The following is a 16,862-nucleotide window of genomic DNA, read 5'->3' on the forward strand; positions in this document are numbered from 1 at the left end:
GCATTGCGATGGAGAGTAGAAGAATGACGTGGGGAAGAGGGACGCGCCGTGCGATTGCCATAGCGGCGAGCATGGCATTCAGCCTGGCGGCCGCCGATCATGCGCTGGCACAGGAACAGGCACAGGCAGCTCAGCAGGATGCGCCGCAGACGAGCACATTGCCCGCGGTTCGCGTGAACGCGGCGGCGGACAAGAACGATACGGTCGGGCTCGTCGCACGCAAGAGCCGCACGGGCACGAAGACCGATACGCCGATCGACGAGATTCCGCAGACGATCAACGTGGTCACGTCGACGCAGATCGAGGAAACGGGCGCGACCACCATCAACGAAGCGCTGCGCTATGTGCCGGGCTTTTCGTCGTATGGCTCGGACGTTCGCTCAGACTGGTATTCGGCGTTGCGCGGCTTCACGCCGACGGTCTTCGTTGATGGACTGCAGGTGCCGAATACGCTGAACCTGTCGAGCTGGCGTGTCGATCCGTACATGATCGACAGCATCACGATCCTGCGCGGGCCGACATCGGTGCTATACGGTCAGGGCGATCCCGGCGCGATCGTCGATGTGCAAAGCAAGCTCGCCGATGGCGGGCGTTATCGCGAGGCGGGCGTGCAGATCGGCAACTATGCGCGCAAGCAGGTGATGTTCGATATCGGCGACAAGCTCGACAAGGACGGCACGTTGTCGTATCGCGTGCTCGCGGTCGGGCGCGACGGCAATTCGATGACCGGACCGCATGCGGAGCAGCGCTTCGCGGTCTCGCCATCGGTGCGCTGGCAGCCGAACGCGAACACGTCGTTGACGATCGCGGCGAGTTATCTGCAGGACTGGGGCGATGCATCGAATAACTTCCTGCCCGCGCAAGGCACGGTGCTGCCCAATCCGAACGGCAAGATTTCGGAGAACCTTTATACGGGCGATCCAACCTACTCGTACTATCGCAAGAAGGAATGGTCGGTCGGCTATCAGTTCGAGCACAAGTTCAACGACATCTGGACGTTCCGCCAGAACACGCGCTGGATGCATCTCTCGCTCGACAACGGCGCGGTGTGGGGCGGCGGTCTCGATCCGAGCGATCCGAGCCAGCAGACGCTCGCGCGTTATGCGGGTCTGTTCCAGCCGAACTACAGCCGCTTCGATATCGATAACAACGCGCAGGCGCGCTTCGGCACGGGGCCGCTCGAACATACCGTGCTGCTCGGCTTCGAGTACAACCGCCAGAATTCGACCGATAGCGAATGGCTCGCGCAGGCTCCGAGCCTGAACATGTACAACCCGGTCTATACGCCTGTATCGACCGCGATCTTCAGCGGCCCGGATTCCTTCGGCCAGACGAACACGCGCACGACGCTCGATAGCTTCGGCCTCTATGCGCAGGATCAGGTGAAGTGGAATCGCTGGATGCTGACCGTGGGCGCCCGCGAGGACTGGAGCAACACGAAGCAGGACGACATCGTCGGCGGCACGCAACTGAAGCAGGACGACAGCGCATTCACGGGACGCGTCGGCCTGACGTATCTCGGCGATTACGGTCTCTCGCCGTACATCAGCTATTCGACTTCGTTCAATCCGATCATCGGCGTGAAGATGGCCGATGGCGGCCTGCCTGCGCCGACGAAGGGACGTCAGATCGAAGCGGGTCTGCGCTGGCAGCCGCCGGGCAAGAACCTGATGCTCGGCGCGGCCGTGTATCAGATCAACCAGACGAACGTCCTCACGCCCGATCCGACCGATCCCACCGGCACGTTTTCCGTGCAGACGGGCGAGGTGCGTTCGCGCGGCATCGAGCTTTCCGCGGTGGGCAACGTGACGCGCAATCTGTCGGTGATCGCGGCATACGTCTATCAGGATGTGAAGAACATCCGCGCGAACGACGTGACGCTCGACAAGTGGCCGGTGTCGATTCCGCTGCCGCGCCAGATGGCGTCGCTGTGGGCGGACTGGACGTGGCATTCGGGACCGCTCGACGGCCTCGGCTTCGGCGCGGGCATCCGCTATCAGAGCGGCCTTGCGGGCGCGGCGGACAACTCGCTCTATATCCCGAGCTATACGGTCTACGACGCGGCCGTTCATTACGACACGCAGCATTGGCGTTTCGCGGTGAACGCGTCGAACATTTTCAATCGCACGTTCGTGAGCGGATGCCAGTCTGATTCGGCCTGCTTCTATGGCAATCCGCGCACGGTGATTGCGAGCGCCCGTTATAACTGGTGATGATCGTCGGCGGCGCGGTTGGCTCATGATTCGCGCCGCCATTCTTTCGAGCAGGATTCAATGACGAAGATAAAGCTGGTCTACATCATGTCCTTGCGCAACGCCGCGGCGGATCGCGCGGGACAGCATATCGAGTACAAGGGCGGCTTGCGTTATATGAAGTCGCCGCTGGAATACCTTGTCGAGCAACTCAATGTTTCGCCTCTTGGCGATCTCTATTCGCTCGAAGGCGTGATCTATGACGATGACGAGGACTCGCCGCGAGATCGCGAAAAGCTCGCAGGATATGGCTTTCGTCACGCGCCGGGCGGACAGTGGATTCATCCGCCGGAGCTTGCGGTGCAGGGCGTGCGGGTGACGAGTCTGCTGCATGCGATTCCGTCTTCTTATCGGCGTTTGGCGTTGGATGCGGTTGGCGAGCGCGCGGTGCAGAAGAGCGGGTTCGAGAAGCGTCTGCTCGACAAGCTTCGTGCGCTCGATGCGGATTTCGTCGTGCTCGATGGCTTGCTTGTGATTCTCGATGAACTCGTTCGGCCGGGGGCGGAGTTTTGCCGGCGTATCGCGAATATTCATCCGGGTGTCACGCGGTTGGGTTCGCCGTTCGAGCGGCGGGGGGCTTACGCGACGCTCGATGCGCTTTATGGCGCGCGGGGTCAGCGCGTGGTGGACTGGAGCACGATGCGCGTGCAGTCCGCTCCGGCGATCGATCGGACTGGGGCTTCGTTTCATTACGTCGATAACGGGATCGATTCGGGGGAAGTGATTTTTGATGTGCTCGGCACGAGTATTGATCCCGTCGACACTATTCTCGAACTGCGCTGGAATAACTTTCAGCGGAGTTTGTTTCCTGCGCTTGAAGGGGGGCTTTTGGCTATGGCCGAAACGCTTGCCGGGGATGTTGTTTAGGGGTTTTTTTGTTTTCGCCGGATCCCGGTTTCGCGGTGGTCTATTAGCACTGCCCCTCCCCGGGGCGGGGGTCACTTTCTTTGCTGCTGCAAAGAAAGTAACCAAAGAAAGCAGCTTCTCACCGCCCGCGGTCACACGCACGTTGGCCATGCTTGCCAGCAGGAAGCGGCACTCGCCTAAGTGTCGCCCCCAAAGGCCCAATCGGGCTTGGATCGCGCACGGTCTGACGAGCTAGAAGTTTTAGCGCGCTGGTTCAGCGCCAAATAGCTTCGGCACAGCGCTACGCGCTGCCGTGGGGTTTGCAAGGGAAACCATCTATAGGAGAGGCATCAGCAAAGAAGCACGCGCAGACCCGATTGACCCATCGGCCGCGAAGCGGGCTGGAGCTATTTCGTGCTGAACCAGCGCGCTCGAGGTTATGGCTTGTCAGACCGTGCGCGGTCCAAGCCCCGCGAGACCTACGAGGGCACTCGCTACGGCCGGGCCATTAGGCCAATCGCCTGTGCCGCGGCCGGTGTGAAGTGCTTAGGCTGGGGATAGCTGTTTCTTTGGTTACTTTCTTTGCAGCAGCAAAGAAAGTGACCCCCGCCCCGGGGAGGGGCAGTGCTAATAGACCGACACGAAAACAGGATTTACCGAAAGCCCAAGCGAACCCAAACCCAAACCTACCCGAGATTCAACGATGAACATACGTTTCGATCCAGACCTAGCGGCTACCGCAAAGCAACCAGCGAACCGCACGTTGACAACATGGAACGCCGACGCATTGCTAGAAGCGCTATGCGATATCTACTGCAACGAACCTGAGCGCCGCACGGCGACGCTTGCACTACCTTATTCGAGCACCGACGCACAAAAAGCCGAAGCCTTCATAGCACAAGCGAAAAACCAAAACCTGATCGACAACGCAAAACACGTCGAAGACCAACTGCTGCTGACGACATCACGCCAGACGTTCTGGCAAATCGCCAAACCGTGGCTCAAGGCCCCCGCATCGAGCGAAACCTTGCTCAGCTACACGCAAACCGGCGATGTCACCCATCCGGTGAGACCAAACAACACCGAAGGCACGATCTACGAACGTCACTTCCCACAGATCGACATGACCTTCAGCCTGCGCACCGCCGACCCCGAAGCGGATTCGCAAGTCTTCAGCGACTGGATGAATCTCGACCGCGTCGCGCACTTCTGGGACCAGCGCGGCACACGCGCCGAGCACGCGGCTTACCTGAAGGAACGTCGCGATGATCCGCACATGCATCCGATGATCGGCTACTTCGACGACCATCCCTTCGGTTACTTCGAGTTCTACTGGGCGAAAGAAGATCGCCTGGGCCCGTTCTACGATGCGGGCGACTTCGATCGCGGCCTGCATCTGCTGATCGGCGATGCGCAGTTCCAGAGCGCAGGCAAGCTCAAGGCGTGGTGGAGCGGCGTGCTGCACTACATGTTCATCGACGATCCGCGCACCGAACGGCTCGTCGGCGAACCGCGCGTCGATCATGTACGGCATATCGCGTACATGCATCGCATGGGCTTTCATACGCTGAAGGAATTCGACTTCCCGCACAAGCGCGCCGCACTCACCGTGATCGAACGCGAAAAGTTCTTCAACGATTTTCGCTTTTGAAAACGCGTCCGTCGAATGAGGGCCGGAGCGCAAACGCAGTAACGGCGGCGGGTTTGCGGCGTTGCAACATACCCTTAAGGGAAAACCCTTAAATCTGTTACAATGTCACAAAGTTTGAGGACCTTTACCATGCGCCGCCGTTACGAAGTCATCGAAAAAGTCGCTTTTGCCCTGCTTACGCTGTCCGCCGTCATGGACGCAAGCTACATCACCTGGGAAAGCCACCCCAACTTCCGCGAAAATGTCACGGAAATCGTGAAAATGAGCGCGGATCTGTCGCTGGCCAATCCGGGCGTCGGCGAGCCGACTCCGCTGGTTCCGATGGCCTTCAATTAAGCGTCGCCGCACCCTCCGCTTCAGGTCACATACAGGTTATTCGGCGCACCGCCGCCCGGCGCGCGCCGACTGCTTTATGCTGGCGGCTTCCCGTGCCGTCGCCGCCCAGCATGTCTTCCGCTCTCCATTCGAACGCCGCCTTCGGCGACCAGCTCCGCAGTTTCGCCCGCGCGATCGGGCAAATCGTGCTTCAGCGCAATGCCGCGACCGGCGCGCTCCTGTTTCTCGCGGTCCTGTGCGCGAGCCCGCGCGTCGCGTGCGGCCTTCTGATCGGGACGCTGACGGGCAATGTCATCAGCGTGATCATCGAGGATGACGACGCGCCCGCGTTTCGGGACGCTCTCTACGGCTTCAATGGCGCGCTCGCCGCGCTCGCCGCGTTCGCGTTCATCGGCGATGCGTCGCAGGCCACGGCCGTCGCCATCGTCGCGGCGATGTTCGCAACCGCTCTCGCCAGCAAGCTCACGCACGTTCTCGCTCGCTACCGGTTGCCGACCTTTTCGAGCCCGGCCATCATCGTCACCTGGTGCTGGTTGCCGCTCTTCGCCGATCGCGGCGATACGGGCGCGATCCCGCAAGTCGCCGCCGGCGTCATTCCGTTGCTTCAGGCCGCGTTCGCCGGGCTCGCGCCGATCACGTTCGCGACCGGCGCGCTCGCGGGCGCATTGATCGCAGCGGGATTGTTCGCGTCGCGGCCATCGCAGGCGGGCTGGGCGCTCGCGGGCAGCGCGCTCGGCGCGACGCTGCACGGCCTCGGCGGCGCGAGCGATGCCGTCGTGCTCTCGGGCGCGTGCGGCTTCAACGCGGCGCTTGCGGCGCTCGCGGCCGCGCCGCTCGGCAAGCGCTATGCGATCATCGCGATCGTCGCGGCGGTGCTGATCGAGCGCGTGATCGATTGCATCGGCATCGCTGCATTGACCGCGCCGTTCGTGCTGGCGTCGTGGGCGGTCATCGCCCTGCAGCGGCGCTTGACCGGACCATCGATACAAGGAGATTCGCATGTCGTTCACCCACACGCCTGAGCGCAGGATCGCGGAAAGCGGGCCGCGCTCGGCAGCCGAAGCGGCGACGCGCGTCGAACTCGCCGCGGCGTACCGGCTCGTCGCGCTCAACGGCTGGGACGATGTCGTCTACACGCATATTTCCGCGAGCGTGCCGGGCGAGCCGGGGCGCTTTCTGATCAATCCGTTCGGGCTTTCATTCGATGAAGTCACGGCGTCGAATCTCGTGAAAATCGATATCGACGGCAACGTGATCGGCGAGAGTGCACATCCGGTGAACGCGACGGGCTTCGCGCTGCACGGCGCCGTGCACGCCGCGCGGGAAGACGCCGCGTGCGTGATGCATCTGCACGTGCGCGAGGCGATCGCCGTCTCGGCGCAACCGCATGGCCTGCTGCCCGCATCGCAACACGCGATGCGCTTTCACGGCCATCTCGCGTATCACGACTACGAAGGCCTCGCGTTTTCGCCGGCGGAAGGCGAACGCCTCGTCGCGAGTCTCGGCGCGCATCGCGCGATGCTGCTGCGCAATCACGGGCCGCTCACGCTCGGGCGCACCATCGCCGAGGCTTATGTGCTGATGGATATGCTCGTCAAGGCATGCGATATTCAACTTCGCGCGCTCGCGGGCGTGAGCAAGATGATCGTGCCGACGCCGGACGTGGTCACGCGCACCGCGGCGCAATTGCACGACGACGACGCCGTCGAAGGCGCGCTCGAATGGCCCGCGCTATTGCGCAAGCTCGATCGCATCGACGCGTCGTATCGCGACTGAATACCGGTTCAACTCAAACAGGAGATCAACGGCATGCCGACATTCAACATTCAACTGTTCGAAGGCCGCACGGCGGAAGAGAAGCGCAAGTTCGTCGAGGCGATCACGCGCACGACGTGCGAGACGCTCGGCTGCGAGCCGGGCTCGGTGGACATCATTCTGACGGACGTGAAGCGCGAGAACTGGGCGACCGCGGGCAAGCTCTGGTCGGAGCAGTAAGTTGTCGACGCGCACATACGGCGCGATGCCGTATGTGCGCGATTCATCGCTTTACGCCGATGCCTTCACGGCAAGACGGAACTTGTGCAGCAACGGTTCCGTATAACCGCTCGGTTGCGTGCGTCCTTCGAATACGAGCGCGCACGCGGCCTTGAATGCGAACGAGCTGTCGAACGAGGGCGCCATCGGGCGATAGTACGGGTCGGCTTCGTTCTGCTTGTCGACGACGGCGGCCATGCGTTCGAGCGTCTGACGAACCTGCTCTTCCGTGACGATGCCGTGACGCAGCCAGTTCGCAATGTGCTGGCTGGAAATGCGCAAGGTCGCGCGGTCTTCCATCAGGCCGACATCGTGAATGTCCGGCACCTTCGAGCAACCGACGCCCGAATCGACCCAGCGCACGACATAACCGAGAATGCCCTGCGCGTTGTTCTCGATTTCGTTCTTGATGTCCTCTTCCGACCACGTGGGCTTGTCGACGACGGGAATCGTCAGCAGACCATCGAGCAGCTCGTTCTTCTGGCCGTCGTAGTCGATGCTTTCGAGTTCCTGCTGAACCTGCTGCACATCGACCATGTGGTAGTGCAGCGCGTGCAGCGTGGCTGCCGTGGGCGAGGGCACCCATGCGGTGTTCGCGCCGGCCTTCGGATGCGCGATCTTCTGCTCGAGCATCGCGTGCATGAGATCGGGCATCGCCCACATGCCCTTGCCGATCTGTGCGCGCCCGCGCAAGCCGGTGTTCAGGCCGACGAGCACGTTGTTGCGCTCATACGAGCTGATCCACTTCGACGACTTCATGTCGCCCTTGCGCATCATCGGGCCGGCTTCCATCGACGAATGCATCTCGTCGCCGGTCCGGTCCAGGAAGCCCGTGTTGATGAACGCGACGCGCGCGCCCGCCGCCGCGATACACGCCTTGAGGTTGACGCTCGTGCGGCGCTCCTCGTCCATGATGCCCATCTTGATGGTGTGACGCGGCAGACCGAGCAGGTCTTCGACGCGCGAGAAGAGCTCGTCGGCGAACGCCACTTCGGCGGGACCGTGCATCTTCGGCTTCACGATATAGATGGAACCCGTGCGCGAGTTCATCTTGTTCTTCAGATCGTGCAACGCGCCGAGCGTGGTCATCACGGCATCGAGGATGCCTTCGGGAATCTCGTTGCCGTCGCGGTCGAGCACGGCGGGGTTCGTCATCAGATGGCCGACGTTGCGCACGAACAAGAGCGAACGTCCGTGCAGCTTGAGCGTCGAGCCGTTCGGCGCGGTGTATTCGCGATCCGGATTCATGCTGCGCGTGAAGGACTTGCCGTTCTTCGTCACCTGCTCGGCGAGATGGCCCTGCATCAGCCCGAGCCAGTTGCGATAGAGCTGCGTCTTGTCGGCGGCATCGACGGCGGCGACCGAATCCTCGCAGTCGATGATCGTGCTCACCGCCGCTTCGATGAGCACGTCCTTCACATGCGCGGCATCCGTCTTGCCGATGGAATTGCTCGCGTCGATCTGGATCTCGAAGTGGAGGTCGTTGTGCTTGAGCAGGATCGCGACGGGTTCTTTCGCGTCGCCCTGATAGCCCGCGAATTGCTCGGCGTTGGCGAGGCCGATCTTGGCGCCGTCCTTCAGCGTGACGACGAGCTTGCCCTGTTCGACGCTGTACTTCGTCGCGTCGGCGTGCGAGCCGTGCGCGAGGGGCGCGTTGTCGTCGAGGAACGCGCGCGCATAGGCGATCACCTTCGCGCCGCGCTTCGGATTGAACTGCGCGGTGCGCTCGGCGCCGTCGCTTTCATCGATTGCATCGGTGCCGTAGAGCGCGTCGTAGAGACTGCCCCAGCGCGCGTTGGCGGCGTTGAGCGCATAGCGCAGGTTCGAGAGCGGCACGACGAGCTGCGGGCCGGCCTGCTCGGCGATTTCGCGATCGACATTGGCGGTGCTCGCCTGCACATGCGCGGGCGCGGGCACGATATAGCCGATTTCTTCGAGAAACTTGCGATAGGCGCGCGGATCGCGCACCGGGCCGGGGTTGCTGCGATGCCAGTTGTCGAGCTCGGTCTGAAGACGGTCGCGCTCGGCGAGCAACGCGCGGTTTTTCGGCGCGAGATCGTGGACGATGGCATCGAATCCCTTCCAGAAGGACGCGCTATCGACGCCCGTGCCGGGGATGGCTTCTTCATCGACGAACTTCGCGAGATTCGCGTCGACCTGAAGGCCGTGTTGTTTGATCATGTCGGTCATGGGCACTCCGGCTGAGTTTGCTGCTGCACAGGGGTTTGGGGATGGGCAGGTAGCTATGGTAGCGCGTCTTGGGGGAGGATCGAAGCGTGGAGGCGCTGCAAGCGGTGTGCCTGTGTGCGCGCGGGACCGGGCCGCGCCTGATGGAATCGCCCTGTACGACGCTAACTGGCGCTCTTCAGTTCGACGGCGAGCGACTCGAACTGTTTGCCAAGCGCGGGCAGGTCTTCACGGACCGTCACCCAGACGACGCCGAAATCGATCTTATGGTAGCCGTGCGTCAGAGCGTTTCGCATTTCGTACGCGGACTGGAACGGGACTTCGGGATGCTGGGTGACAAAGGCGGGAAAGTATCGGCGGATACTTCGACACGCTTCGCCGATGACTTCGATATTGCGGACCACGGCGTCTTGCACCAGTTCGTCATCGCTGAAGGCTGCTTCGTTTAGCCCGTCTGTATAGCGCGCGATTCGTCCGATCGCCGTTATAACGTGATCGACGTATTCGCTTAACGTAAGCGCGTCCCGGCTCATACCGGAATGGCGCCTGCGATGATCGCATCGCGAGTCCGGTCCGGCAGCGAGCGGGGAGTCAACACATCTACTTTCACGCCGAGCAACTCGCGCAACTCATGGCGCATCGCACCGATATCGAGCAGTGATGTTTTCGGGGTAGGGTCGATCAGGAGATCGAGGTCGCTTTCCTCCGTATCTTCACCGCGTGCGACCGAACCGAAAATGCGTGCGTTCTTTGCGCGATGCGCTTCGATAATGCGACGGATCTCGTCACGGTGAGCTTCTAGTGCGATCGAGGGCTTCATGGCTGTCTGGAAGGTTGATCTGTTGCCCGACTCGACGGTTGTCCGGTGTCTGTTTCCTTGACGTAGCACCGCGCAGGCAGTCTAGCATAGCGATTTTGCCGTAGCGTCTCCTGGGAAAGGGCGTTGCCGCCTGACTCGAATTCGATCTTATGAAGTGGCCACGCGCCACTCAATGAAGCGAAGACGCGTCGGCGCCGCAGCAGTGTTTGTACTTGCGTCCGCTGCCGCAGGGGCACGGCTCATTCCGGCCGATTTTCTCCACTTTCAGCCGCGCCGTTTGCGGCACGCCTGCATTCGCTCTTGCCCGTCGATGCGGTTCGAAATAGCGGTAGATGTGGCTCAGGCCCGCGATCATCATTGTTATCACGTCTTCCCGATTTTCGAGTCCCTTCGGGTCGGTGCGTGCCTTGAGGTCTGGATCATGCTCGTGGCACAGCATCAAGATAGGCACCAACGATCCGGCGTGGTCGTCGTCATCGAACAACTCGTGCCAGCTTCCGTGCCGCATCTCCACACCGCTCATGAAGCCAACGGCCCACTCGTTGGCCAAGGCAGTGCCGTCTTCGTCCACTGACAGCACCGGAAAATAAAGCGCCTCTTCATCGTAAAGCGTGCGCTCGAGTTCATCTGCGATCGTGTTCCAGTGACGGATCATCAGACCGAGGATCTGCTCGCCTTCCTTGGTTGTCGTGAAGGGGACGCTGTTTCCCAGCACTGCGGAGAGCCACTCGTTGGGCATGATCAATTCAGGGCCGCAAATGAGCGCGGCGAAGAAGCCGTCCATCATTTCGACGGTCATCGCTTCATCGCCGAGGGAGTCGAGAAAGTCTTCCAGGCGCTCGAATTCGCGCTCAGTCAGCGCTTTGTAAGTGCGGTCTTTCATGCGGTTGCCCAATGGATGCGCGATTCGAAAACCGATTCGCCACGGACTCCATTATACGAATCCGGTCTAACCGAATCAGCCCGGCTTCCGCATCGTCGAACGCTACGGAAGCCGGGACGCGCCGCAAACGCGCTTACAGCAAATCCTCGATCATCACCGGCAGTTTCCTCACGCGCACGCCCGTCGCGTGATACACCGCACCGGTTATCGCCGCCGCGATCCCCGCCAGCCCGATCTCCGCGATCCCGCGCGCGCCGAGCTCGTTGAAGATCGTGTCGGGATAGTCGAGGAACGTGACGTCCATCTTCGGCGTATCGGCGTTGGTCGCGACGACGTAATCCGCGAGGCTGCTGTTGACCGGCGCGCCGCTTCGTTCGTCGTAGACGGTGTGTTCGAAGAGCGCCATGCCGACGCCCATAACGACCGCGCCTTCGATCTGATTGCGTCCCGCGCGCGGATTGAGGATCTTGCCCGCATCGATCACGGTGACGACGCGGCTCACTCGCAAGCGCGCCGTCGACGGTTCCCACGTCACTTCGGCGAAGTGCGCGCCGTACGAGTGGATCGACCACTTCTTCTTCAGCGGATCGTCGAAGCCGCCCTTCGCGCTGCCGCTACCCGACGCCGCATGCAGCTTCGCGGCTTCGAGAATGCGCCCGAACGGCACGCCGCTTTCGGGCCGCTCGTTCTTGCGATGCACATGCCCGCCGCTCATCGCGAGTTCTTCCGCCTTGGCGCCCGCGAACGGCAAGCCCTCCGCCTTCACCGCACGCGCGAGCAGCGTCTTGATGGCCGCGCGAACGGCGTCCGATACCGCCGGAATCACCGACGCCGTCGCCGCCGATCCGCCGGACACCGGGCCGAGCGGCAGCGACGTATCGCCGAGACCGACTTCGATCTTGTCGAGCGGTATGCCCGTATGCTCCGCGACGAGTTGCGCGAGGATCGTGTACGTGCCCGTGCCGATATCCTGCGTGCCGCATGCGACACGCGCGGTGCCATCCGAACGCAGATCGACGGTCGCGTCCGCCGAAAAGCGCAGACCCGGCCAACTGCACGCGCCGACGCCCCAGCCGAGCGTGAGACCGTCGCGCGTCATCGAGCCGACTTCCGGCGTGCGCTTCGACCAGCCGAACTTGTCCGCGCCCGTCTTCAGGCACTCGGCGAAATGCCGCGACGAAAACGGCAGGCCGCTGCTTTCATCGACGCTCGGCTCGTTACGCAAACGCAACTCGACAGGATCGATCTTCAACGCGATGGCCAGTTCGTCCATCGCCGATTCGAGCGCGAAGAGGCCAGGCACCGCGCCGGGTCCGCGCATCGACGTGGGCGAGCCGACATTGCGTTTCACAGTGCCGCCCGTCACGCGCAGATTGGGCGTGCTGTACATCGACGGCGTCGCTTCGCCGCAGTCTTCCGCGTAGTCGTCGGCGATGGCCTCGTGGTTCACGAAATCGTGCTGCAACGAGACGAGCTTGCCGTCCTGCGTCGCCGCGAGCCGCACGCGCTGCTGCGTGGTCGGCCGGTGCCCGACGTTCTGGAACATCATCTTGCGCGACAGCACGAGCTTGACGGGCCGCTCCAGTTGACGCGTCGCGGCCGCGGCGAGCAGCGAATGCGGCCACATCCACAGCTTGCCGCCGAAGCCCGAGCCGAGATAGCGCGAGATCACGCGCACCTTCTCTTTCGGCAGGCCGAGCATCTGCATCAGCGTGCCCTGATGGTTGGCGACGGCCTGACTCGTCTCATAGAACGTATAGCTTTCGCCATTCCAGTGCGCGACGGTCGCGTGCAGCTCGATCGGGTTATGCGTTTCGACCGGCGTCACATAGTTTTCGTCGATCTTCACGGGCGCATCGTCGAACGCCTTGTCGGGATCGCCGCGCTCGCTGTGGACGTCGAGCTTCTTGTCCGTATCGAGCGTCGCGCTCACGTCGTGCGGCGTCTTGTCGTAGCCGACCTTGACCGCGCCGGCCGCGGCGCTCGCCGCTTCGAACGTGTCCGCGACCACGAGCGCGACGTATTGCCCGTAGTAGCGAATCACGTCGTCTTCGAACGGCGGGCGATTCTCGTCGACGAAACCGGTATCGATCGAATTGCCGGAGATGCGATAGAAGCGGCCGATATTGCCGCGATGAAGAATCAGCTTTACGCCGGGCATGGCTTGCGCGGCGGCGAATTCGAGCGACGTGATCCTGCCGCTCGCGATGGTGGCGCCGACCGGCACGGCGTACAGCATGCCGGGCAAGTCGACGTCGGAGGTGTAAGTCGCGCGGCCGCAGACCTTCAGCGGTCCGTCGATGCGCGACTGGGGCCGTCCAATGAAGGACTGCGTGATGTCGGGCGCGGTGGACATGTTCGGGTTCCTCGGTCGGGTTCAGGATGTTTGCGTGACCATCTTGAGCGTATGCACGATGCAACGCTTCGATAGCTCGACCTTGAAGCCGTTCTCGCTTTGCGGCTTCGCATCGGCGAGCGCGGCATCGGCGGCGCGCCTGAACGTGGCTTCATCGGGCGCGGCGTCCTGCAGTTCCTTCTCCGCCTCGCGCGATCGCCACGGCTTCGTGCCGACACCGCCGAGACCCACGCGCGCATGGGCGATGCGTCCATCCTTCACGCCGATCACGACGCCCGCTGACGCCAGCGCGAACTCATACGACGCGCGATCGCGCAGCTTGAGATAAGCCGAGCGCGCGCCTTCGACCGGCGGCGGCAAGGTGACGTGCGTGATCAGATCGCCGGCATCGAGCACGTTCTCGCGATCGGGCGTGGCGCCGGGCACAAGGAAGAATTCATCGATGGGAATCGCGCGCTTGCCGGCCGTGCCTTCGATATGAACCGTCGCTTCGAGCGCCTGCAGCGCCACGCACATGTCCGACGGATTGCTCGCGATGCACGACTCGCTCGTGCCGAGAATCGCCATCATGCGATTGAAGCCCTGAATCGCCGAGCAGCCGCTGCCCGGCTCGCGCTTGTTGCACGGCGAGGTCGTGTCGCGGAAATACACGCAGCGGGTGCGCTGCAGGATGTTGCCGCCCGTGGTCGCCATGTTGCGCAACTGCACGGACGCGCCGGCGAGCACCGCTTGCGACAGCACCGCATATCGATCGCGAATCAGCGGATGATGCGCGAGATCCGAGTTGCGCGCGGTCGCGCCGATACGCACGCCGCCGTCCTTCGTTTCCTCGATCTTGTCGAGCGGCAGGCGGCTGATATCGACGACGCGCATCGGCCGCTCGACATTGAGCTTCATCAGGTCGAGCAGCGTCGTGCCGCCCGCGAGAAAGCGCACTTCCGCGCCTTGCTGCGCGGTATGCGCGAGCGCGCCCGCGTTGATCGCGTCGCGCATGTCGCGCGCGCGGGAGAGTTGGAACGTGTCCATGTCGGCTCTCCTTATTTCGATGACGGCTTGGTCGCCCGCACCGACTGGATCGCGCTGACGATGTTCTGATACGCGCCGCAGCGGCACAGATTGCCGCTCATCGCTTCGCGCACGTCGTTGTCGCTCGGGCCGATGGGTTCATCGAGCAGCGCCACCGCCGACATCAACTGGCCGGCCGTGCAGTAGCCGCACTGATAGCCGTCGCATTCGACGAACGCGGCCTGCAGCGGATGCAGCGCCTCGACTTCGCCGATGCCTTCGATCGTCGTGACGGTGTCGCCATCGCAGGCGGCGGCGAAGCACAGACACGAGTTCACGCGACGGCCGTTCACATGAACGGTGCATGCGCCGCATTGGCCGTGATCGCAGCCTTTCTTCGTGCCGGTCAGATGAAGATGCTCGCGCAATGCATCTAATAGCGTCGTGCGCGGATCGATCGACAGCGTGTGGCTGCTGCCGTTGACGGTGAAGGTGAACGTGGCGGTCGAGTCGTCGGCTTTGGCTCGCCGCATCTTGTTGGGTGTGTCGGCGTGCGTGGTTTTCGATTGGGGGATGTGACGTTGTGGCATCGGGCAATCTCCTGGAATTGTGCAGCAAGCTGCTGCACGAATGCGGCGATGAAGCGGCACGGCGTGAGAGAGGCGAAGATGCGGCGAAGCGTGTCGGGCGCCGATGGCGCGAAGGAAGGGCGGCGAAAAAGGGTCTGTGCGGCGGGCGCAGGACCTTCGTGCGCCGGCGATGCGGCGAAGACGACACTCAGTCAGTATAGGCACCTGACGCGAAACTTTCCCGATCGAAAGCTTGGCGCGGGCCACGAGATGCTGCGGGTGCACGAAGCATGCCCGCAGCGGCAAAATGCTTCAGTGCGTGAGCACGGCCCGCGCGACGAGCGACAGAAGGAACTCCCCGACCGTCGTAAAGACGACGAGCGCCACGAGGATCAGGATCAGGCGAAGAATCATCTGCATCGTGGCGCTCCAAAAAAAATGGCCGCATGCGCGGCCGGAAGGAGGGGTTGGGTCAGTCAGTCTTCAGCGTAAGCGCGCTTTCTTAATTCAGACTTAAGCGAGCCGGATTTCCGTGCGGGCCGCCCATTCTCCTTCCTTTGCGAGCGCAATGCAGCAGGCCTACCGCAGCGCGTCGCTATAGCGGTCGCGCAGCGGGAGGATCGTCAGGAGCGCGACCGCGCTGCCGAAGATCACGTAGTAGCAGATCGAGAGCGGGTCGCCCGTGGTCATCGTCAGCCATTGCACGATGGCCGGCGCGAAGCCGCCGAAGATCATCACCGCGACGTTGTAGCTCACCGAGATGCCCGTCGAACGCACGCTCGACGGCAGCAGTTCGGAGATGAACGCCGGATAGCAGCCCTGGAAGATGCCGAGATACGTCATCAGCAGCGCCTGGCAGACGATCAGCATCGGCAGGCTCGGATGCGCGGTGAGCACGGCGAAGATCGGATACGCCGTGACGAGCGACAGCGCGAGCGCGGTCGCCATCAGCTTCTTGCGGCCGACGCGATCCGACAGCCGGCCGAAGATCGGGCAGCAGACGAGATACACGAGCGCGCCGATCGTCGAGCTGATGAGGCCGTCGGTGAGCGCCATGTGCAGCACGCGCGTGGCGTGCGTCGGCAGATACAGCAGGAAGATGTACGTGCCGATGGTGCCGAACACCGTGAGGCCGAAGCCCGCGAGCACGGGCATCCAGTGCTTCGTGGCGGTGTCGCGGATCGGCCGCGCGCTCAGTTCGTTCTTCTGCGCCTTCTCGACGAACACCGGCGATTCATCGAGCTTCGAGCGCAGATACAGACCGACCGGCACGATGAGCAGACCGCAGACGAACGGAACTCGCCAGCCCCAGCTATTGAGATGCTCGGGGCTCAGCGTGCGCGTGAGCACCGCGCCGAAGAACGAGCCCGCGAGACTCGCCGCCGCTTGCGCGACCATCTGGAAGCTGCCGAAATAGCCGCGCTTGTTGGCGGGTGCGTATTCGACGAGGAACGCCGTCGCGCAGCCTACTTCGCCGCCGGCCGAGAAGCCCTGAATCAGGCGGCCGAGCAGCATCAGCAAGGGCGCGGCGATGCCGATCGCGGCATACGTCGGCGCGAACGCGATGATCGCGATGCCGACCGCCATCAGCGAGATGGTGAGCGTGAGCGCCGACTTGCGCCCGACGCGATCCGCGACCGCGCCCAGCACGATGCCGCCGAGCGGCCGCGTCAGGAAGCCGACGCCAAACGTGGCCCAGGTCGCGAGCAACGAGATGGTGGGGTTAGTCGCGGGAAAGTACAGCTTGGCGATGATCACGGCGAAGAAGCCGTAGACCATGAAGTCGAACCATTCGAGCGCGTTGCCGATGGTCGATACGACGATCGCTCGCCGGCCGGACATGTTGATCGCGGCGTTCTCTTCGGCCGCGTGGGCTGCGGGTAGTACGGTGCTCATCGAATGCACTCCGTGGGCGTGGGGCGA

Annotated in this window: 15 protein-coding genes; 7 read left to right on the forward strand and 8 right to left on the reverse strand. The window is 62.9% G+C overall.

Annotated elements, in window-relative coordinates:
• The first annotated feature begins 23 nt into the window (after nucleotides 1-23).
• From ACEN42_RS31630 to ACEN42_RS31660, 7 genes are all read left to right on the forward strand, one after another.
• Nucleotides 24-2,213, forward strand: coding sequence for a TonB-dependent siderophore receptor (locus ACEN42_RS31630; protein ID WP_371883561.1), 2,190 nt, complete (start codon nucleotides 24-26; stop codon nucleotides 2,211-2,213).
• A 60-nt stretch (nucleotides 2,214-2,273) separates the two neighbouring features.
• The gene (locus tag ACEN42_RS31635; protein WP_371883562.1) at nucleotides 2,274-3,119 is read left to right on the forward strand and encodes a N(5)-hydroxyornithine transformylase PvdF; all 846 of its coding nucleotides are present in this window, start codon (nucleotides 2,274-2,276) and stop codon (nucleotides 3,117-3,119) included.
• A 682-nt stretch (nucleotides 3,120-3,801) separates the two neighbouring features.
• A complete protein-coding gene (locus tag ACEN42_RS31640) occupies nucleotides 3,802-4,749 on the forward strand; it encodes a GNAT family N-acetyltransferase (RefSeq protein ID WP_371883563.1) in 948 nt (315 codons plus the stop codon).
• Between the two features lie 129 nt (nucleotides 4,750-4,878).
• The gene (locus ACEN42_RS31645) at nucleotides 4,879-5,085 is read left to right on the forward strand and encodes a hypothetical protein (protein WP_187604410.1); all 207 of its coding nucleotides are present in this window, start codon (nucleotides 4,879-4,881) and stop codon (nucleotides 5,083-5,085) included.
• Between the two features lie 110 nt (nucleotides 5,086-5,195).
• Complete coding sequence (locus ACEN42_RS31650; RefSeq protein WP_371883564.1) at nucleotides 5,196-6,107, forward strand: urea transporter; 912 nt, start codon at nucleotides 5,196-5,198, stop codon at nucleotides 6,105-6,107.
• Entirely contained in the window at nucleotides 6,085-6,861 is a 777-nt protein-coding gene (locus tag ACEN42_RS31655; protein ID WP_187604408.1) for a class II aldolase/adducin family protein, read from the forward strand. The genes ACEN42_RS31650 and ACEN42_RS31655 overlap by 23 nt, the downstream gene beginning before the upstream one ends.
• A gap of 33 nt (nucleotides 6,862-6,894) precedes the next feature.
• Entirely contained in the window at nucleotides 6,895-7,080 is a 186-nt protein-coding gene (locus ACEN42_RS31660; protein WP_016347879.1) for a 4-oxalocrotonate tautomerase, read from the forward strand.
• A gap of 51 nt (nucleotides 7,081-7,131) precedes the next feature.
• On the opposite strand, the gene ACEN42_RS31665 is transcribed toward ACEN42_RS31660, so the two are convergent.
• The 8 genes from ACEN42_RS31665 to ACEN42_RS31700 all read right to left on the reverse strand — a co-directional run bounded on the left by ACEN42_RS31665 (nucleotide 7,132) and on the right by ACEN42_RS31700 (nucleotide 16,835).
• Complete coding sequence (locus tag ACEN42_RS31665; protein WP_371883565.1) at nucleotides 7,132-9,309, reverse strand: malate synthase G; 2,178 nt, start codon at nucleotides 9,307-9,309, stop codon at nucleotides 7,132-7,134.
• Nucleotides 9,310-9,470: 161 nt separating this feature from the next.
• Complete coding sequence (locus ACEN42_RS31670; RefSeq protein WP_371883566.1) at nucleotides 9,471-9,839, reverse strand: DUF86 domain-containing protein; 369 nt, start codon at nucleotides 9,837-9,839, stop codon at nucleotides 9,471-9,473.
• Nucleotides 9,836-10,126, reverse strand: coding sequence for a nucleotidyltransferase family protein (locus tag ACEN42_RS31675; protein ID WP_035508667.1), 291 nt, complete (start codon nucleotides 10,124-10,126; stop codon nucleotides 9,836-9,838). Before ACEN42_RS31675 ends, ACEN42_RS31670 begins: the two co-directional genes overlap by 4 nt.
• Before the next feature lie 169 nt (nucleotides 10,127-10,295).
• Nucleotides 10,296-11,009, reverse strand: coding sequence for a UPF0149 family protein (locus tag ACEN42_RS31680; protein ID WP_371883567.1), 714 nt, complete (start codon nucleotides 11,007-11,009; stop codon nucleotides 10,296-10,298).
• A 133-nt stretch (nucleotides 11,010-11,142) separates the two neighbouring features.
• The gene (locus tag ACEN42_RS31685; RefSeq protein ID WP_250486047.1) at nucleotides 11,143-13,365 is read right to left on the reverse strand and encodes a xanthine dehydrogenase family protein molybdopterin-binding subunit; all 2,223 of its coding nucleotides are present in this window, start codon (nucleotides 13,363-13,365) and stop codon (nucleotides 11,143-11,145) included.
• Nucleotides 13,366-13,386: 21 nt separating this feature from the next.
• On the reverse strand, nucleotides 13,387-14,391 hold the full coding sequence (locus tag ACEN42_RS31690; RefSeq protein ID WP_371883568.1) for a xanthine dehydrogenase family protein subunit M: 1,005 nt from the start codon (nucleotides 14,389-14,391) through the stop codon (nucleotides 13,387-13,389).
• 11 nt (nucleotides 14,392-14,402) lie between these two features.
• Entirely contained in the window at nucleotides 14,403-14,960 is a 558-nt protein-coding gene (locus ACEN42_RS31695; protein ID WP_371883569.1) for a (2Fe-2S)-binding protein, read from the reverse strand.
• Between the two features lie 558 nt (nucleotides 14,961-15,518).
• A complete protein-coding gene (locus ACEN42_RS31700; protein WP_187604400.1) occupies nucleotides 15,519-16,835 on the reverse strand; it encodes an MFS transporter in 1,317 nt (438 codons plus the stop codon).
• Nucleotides 16,836-16,862 lie beyond the last annotated feature (27 nt).

Source organism: Caballeronia sp. S22, from assembly GCF_964261745.1.
GTDB lineage: Bacteria > Pseudomonadota > Gammaproteobacteria > Burkholderiales > Burkholderiaceae > Caballeronia > Caballeronia jiangsuensis.

Bases quoted from the DNA above. Each gene is read 5' to 3' on its own strand.
- ACEN42_RS31670 (WP_371883566.1), bottom strand. From the start codon at position 9,839: ATGAGCCGGGACGCGCTTACGTTAAGCGAATACGTCGATCACGTTATA.
- ACEN42_RS31630 (WP_371883561.1), top strand. From the start codon at position 24: ATGACGTGGGGAAGAGGGACGCGCCGTGCGATTGCCATAGCGGCGAGC.
- ACEN42_RS31645 (WP_187604410.1), top strand. From the start codon at position 4,879: ATGCGCCGCCGTTACGAAGTCATCGAAAAAGTCGCTTTTGCCCTGCTT.
- ACEN42_RS31635 (WP_371883562.1), top strand. From the start codon at position 2,274: ATGACGAAGATAAAGCTGGTCTACATCATGTCCTTGCGCAACGCCGCG.
- ACEN42_RS31695 (WP_371883569.1), bottom strand. From the start codon at position 14,960: ATGCCACAACGTCACATCCCCCAATCGAAAACCACGCACGCCGACACA.
- ACEN42_RS31675 (WP_035508667.1), bottom strand. From the start codon at position 10,126: ATGAAGCCCTCGATCGCACTAGAAGCTCACCGTGACGAGATCCGTCGC.
- ACEN42_RS31700 (WP_187604400.1), bottom strand. From the start codon at position 16,835: ATGAGCACCGTACTACCCGCAGCCCACGCGGCCGAAGAGAACGCCGCG.
- ACEN42_RS31665 (WP_371883565.1), bottom strand. From the start codon at position 9,309: ATGACCGACATGATCAAACAACACGGCCTTCAGGTCGACGCGAATCTC.
- ACEN42_RS31655 (WP_187604408.1), top strand. From the start codon at position 6,085: ATGTCGTTCACCCACACGCCTGAGCGCAGGATCGCGGAAAGCGGGCCG.
- ACEN42_RS31650 (WP_371883564.1), top strand. From the start codon at position 5,196: ATGTCTTCCGCTCTCCATTCGAACGCCGCCTTCGGCGACCAGCTCCGC.
- ACEN42_RS31660 (WP_016347879.1), top strand. From the start codon at position 6,895: ATGCCGACATTCAACATTCAACTGTTCGAAGGCCGCACGGCGGAAGAG.
- ACEN42_RS31680 (WP_371883567.1), bottom strand. From the start codon at position 11,009: ATGAAAGACCGCACTTACAAAGCGCTGACTGAGCGCGAATTCGAGCGC.
- ACEN42_RS31685 (WP_250486047.1), bottom strand. From the start codon at position 13,365: ATGTCCACCGCGCCCGACATCACGCAGTCCTTCATTGGACGGCCCCAG.
- ACEN42_RS31640 (WP_371883563.1), top strand. From the start codon at position 3,802: ATGAACATACGTTTCGATCCAGACCTAGCGGCTACCGCAAAGCAACCA.
- ACEN42_RS31690 (WP_371883568.1), bottom strand. From the start codon at position 14,391: ATGGACACGTTCCAACTCTCCCGCGCGCGCGACATGCGCGACGCGATC.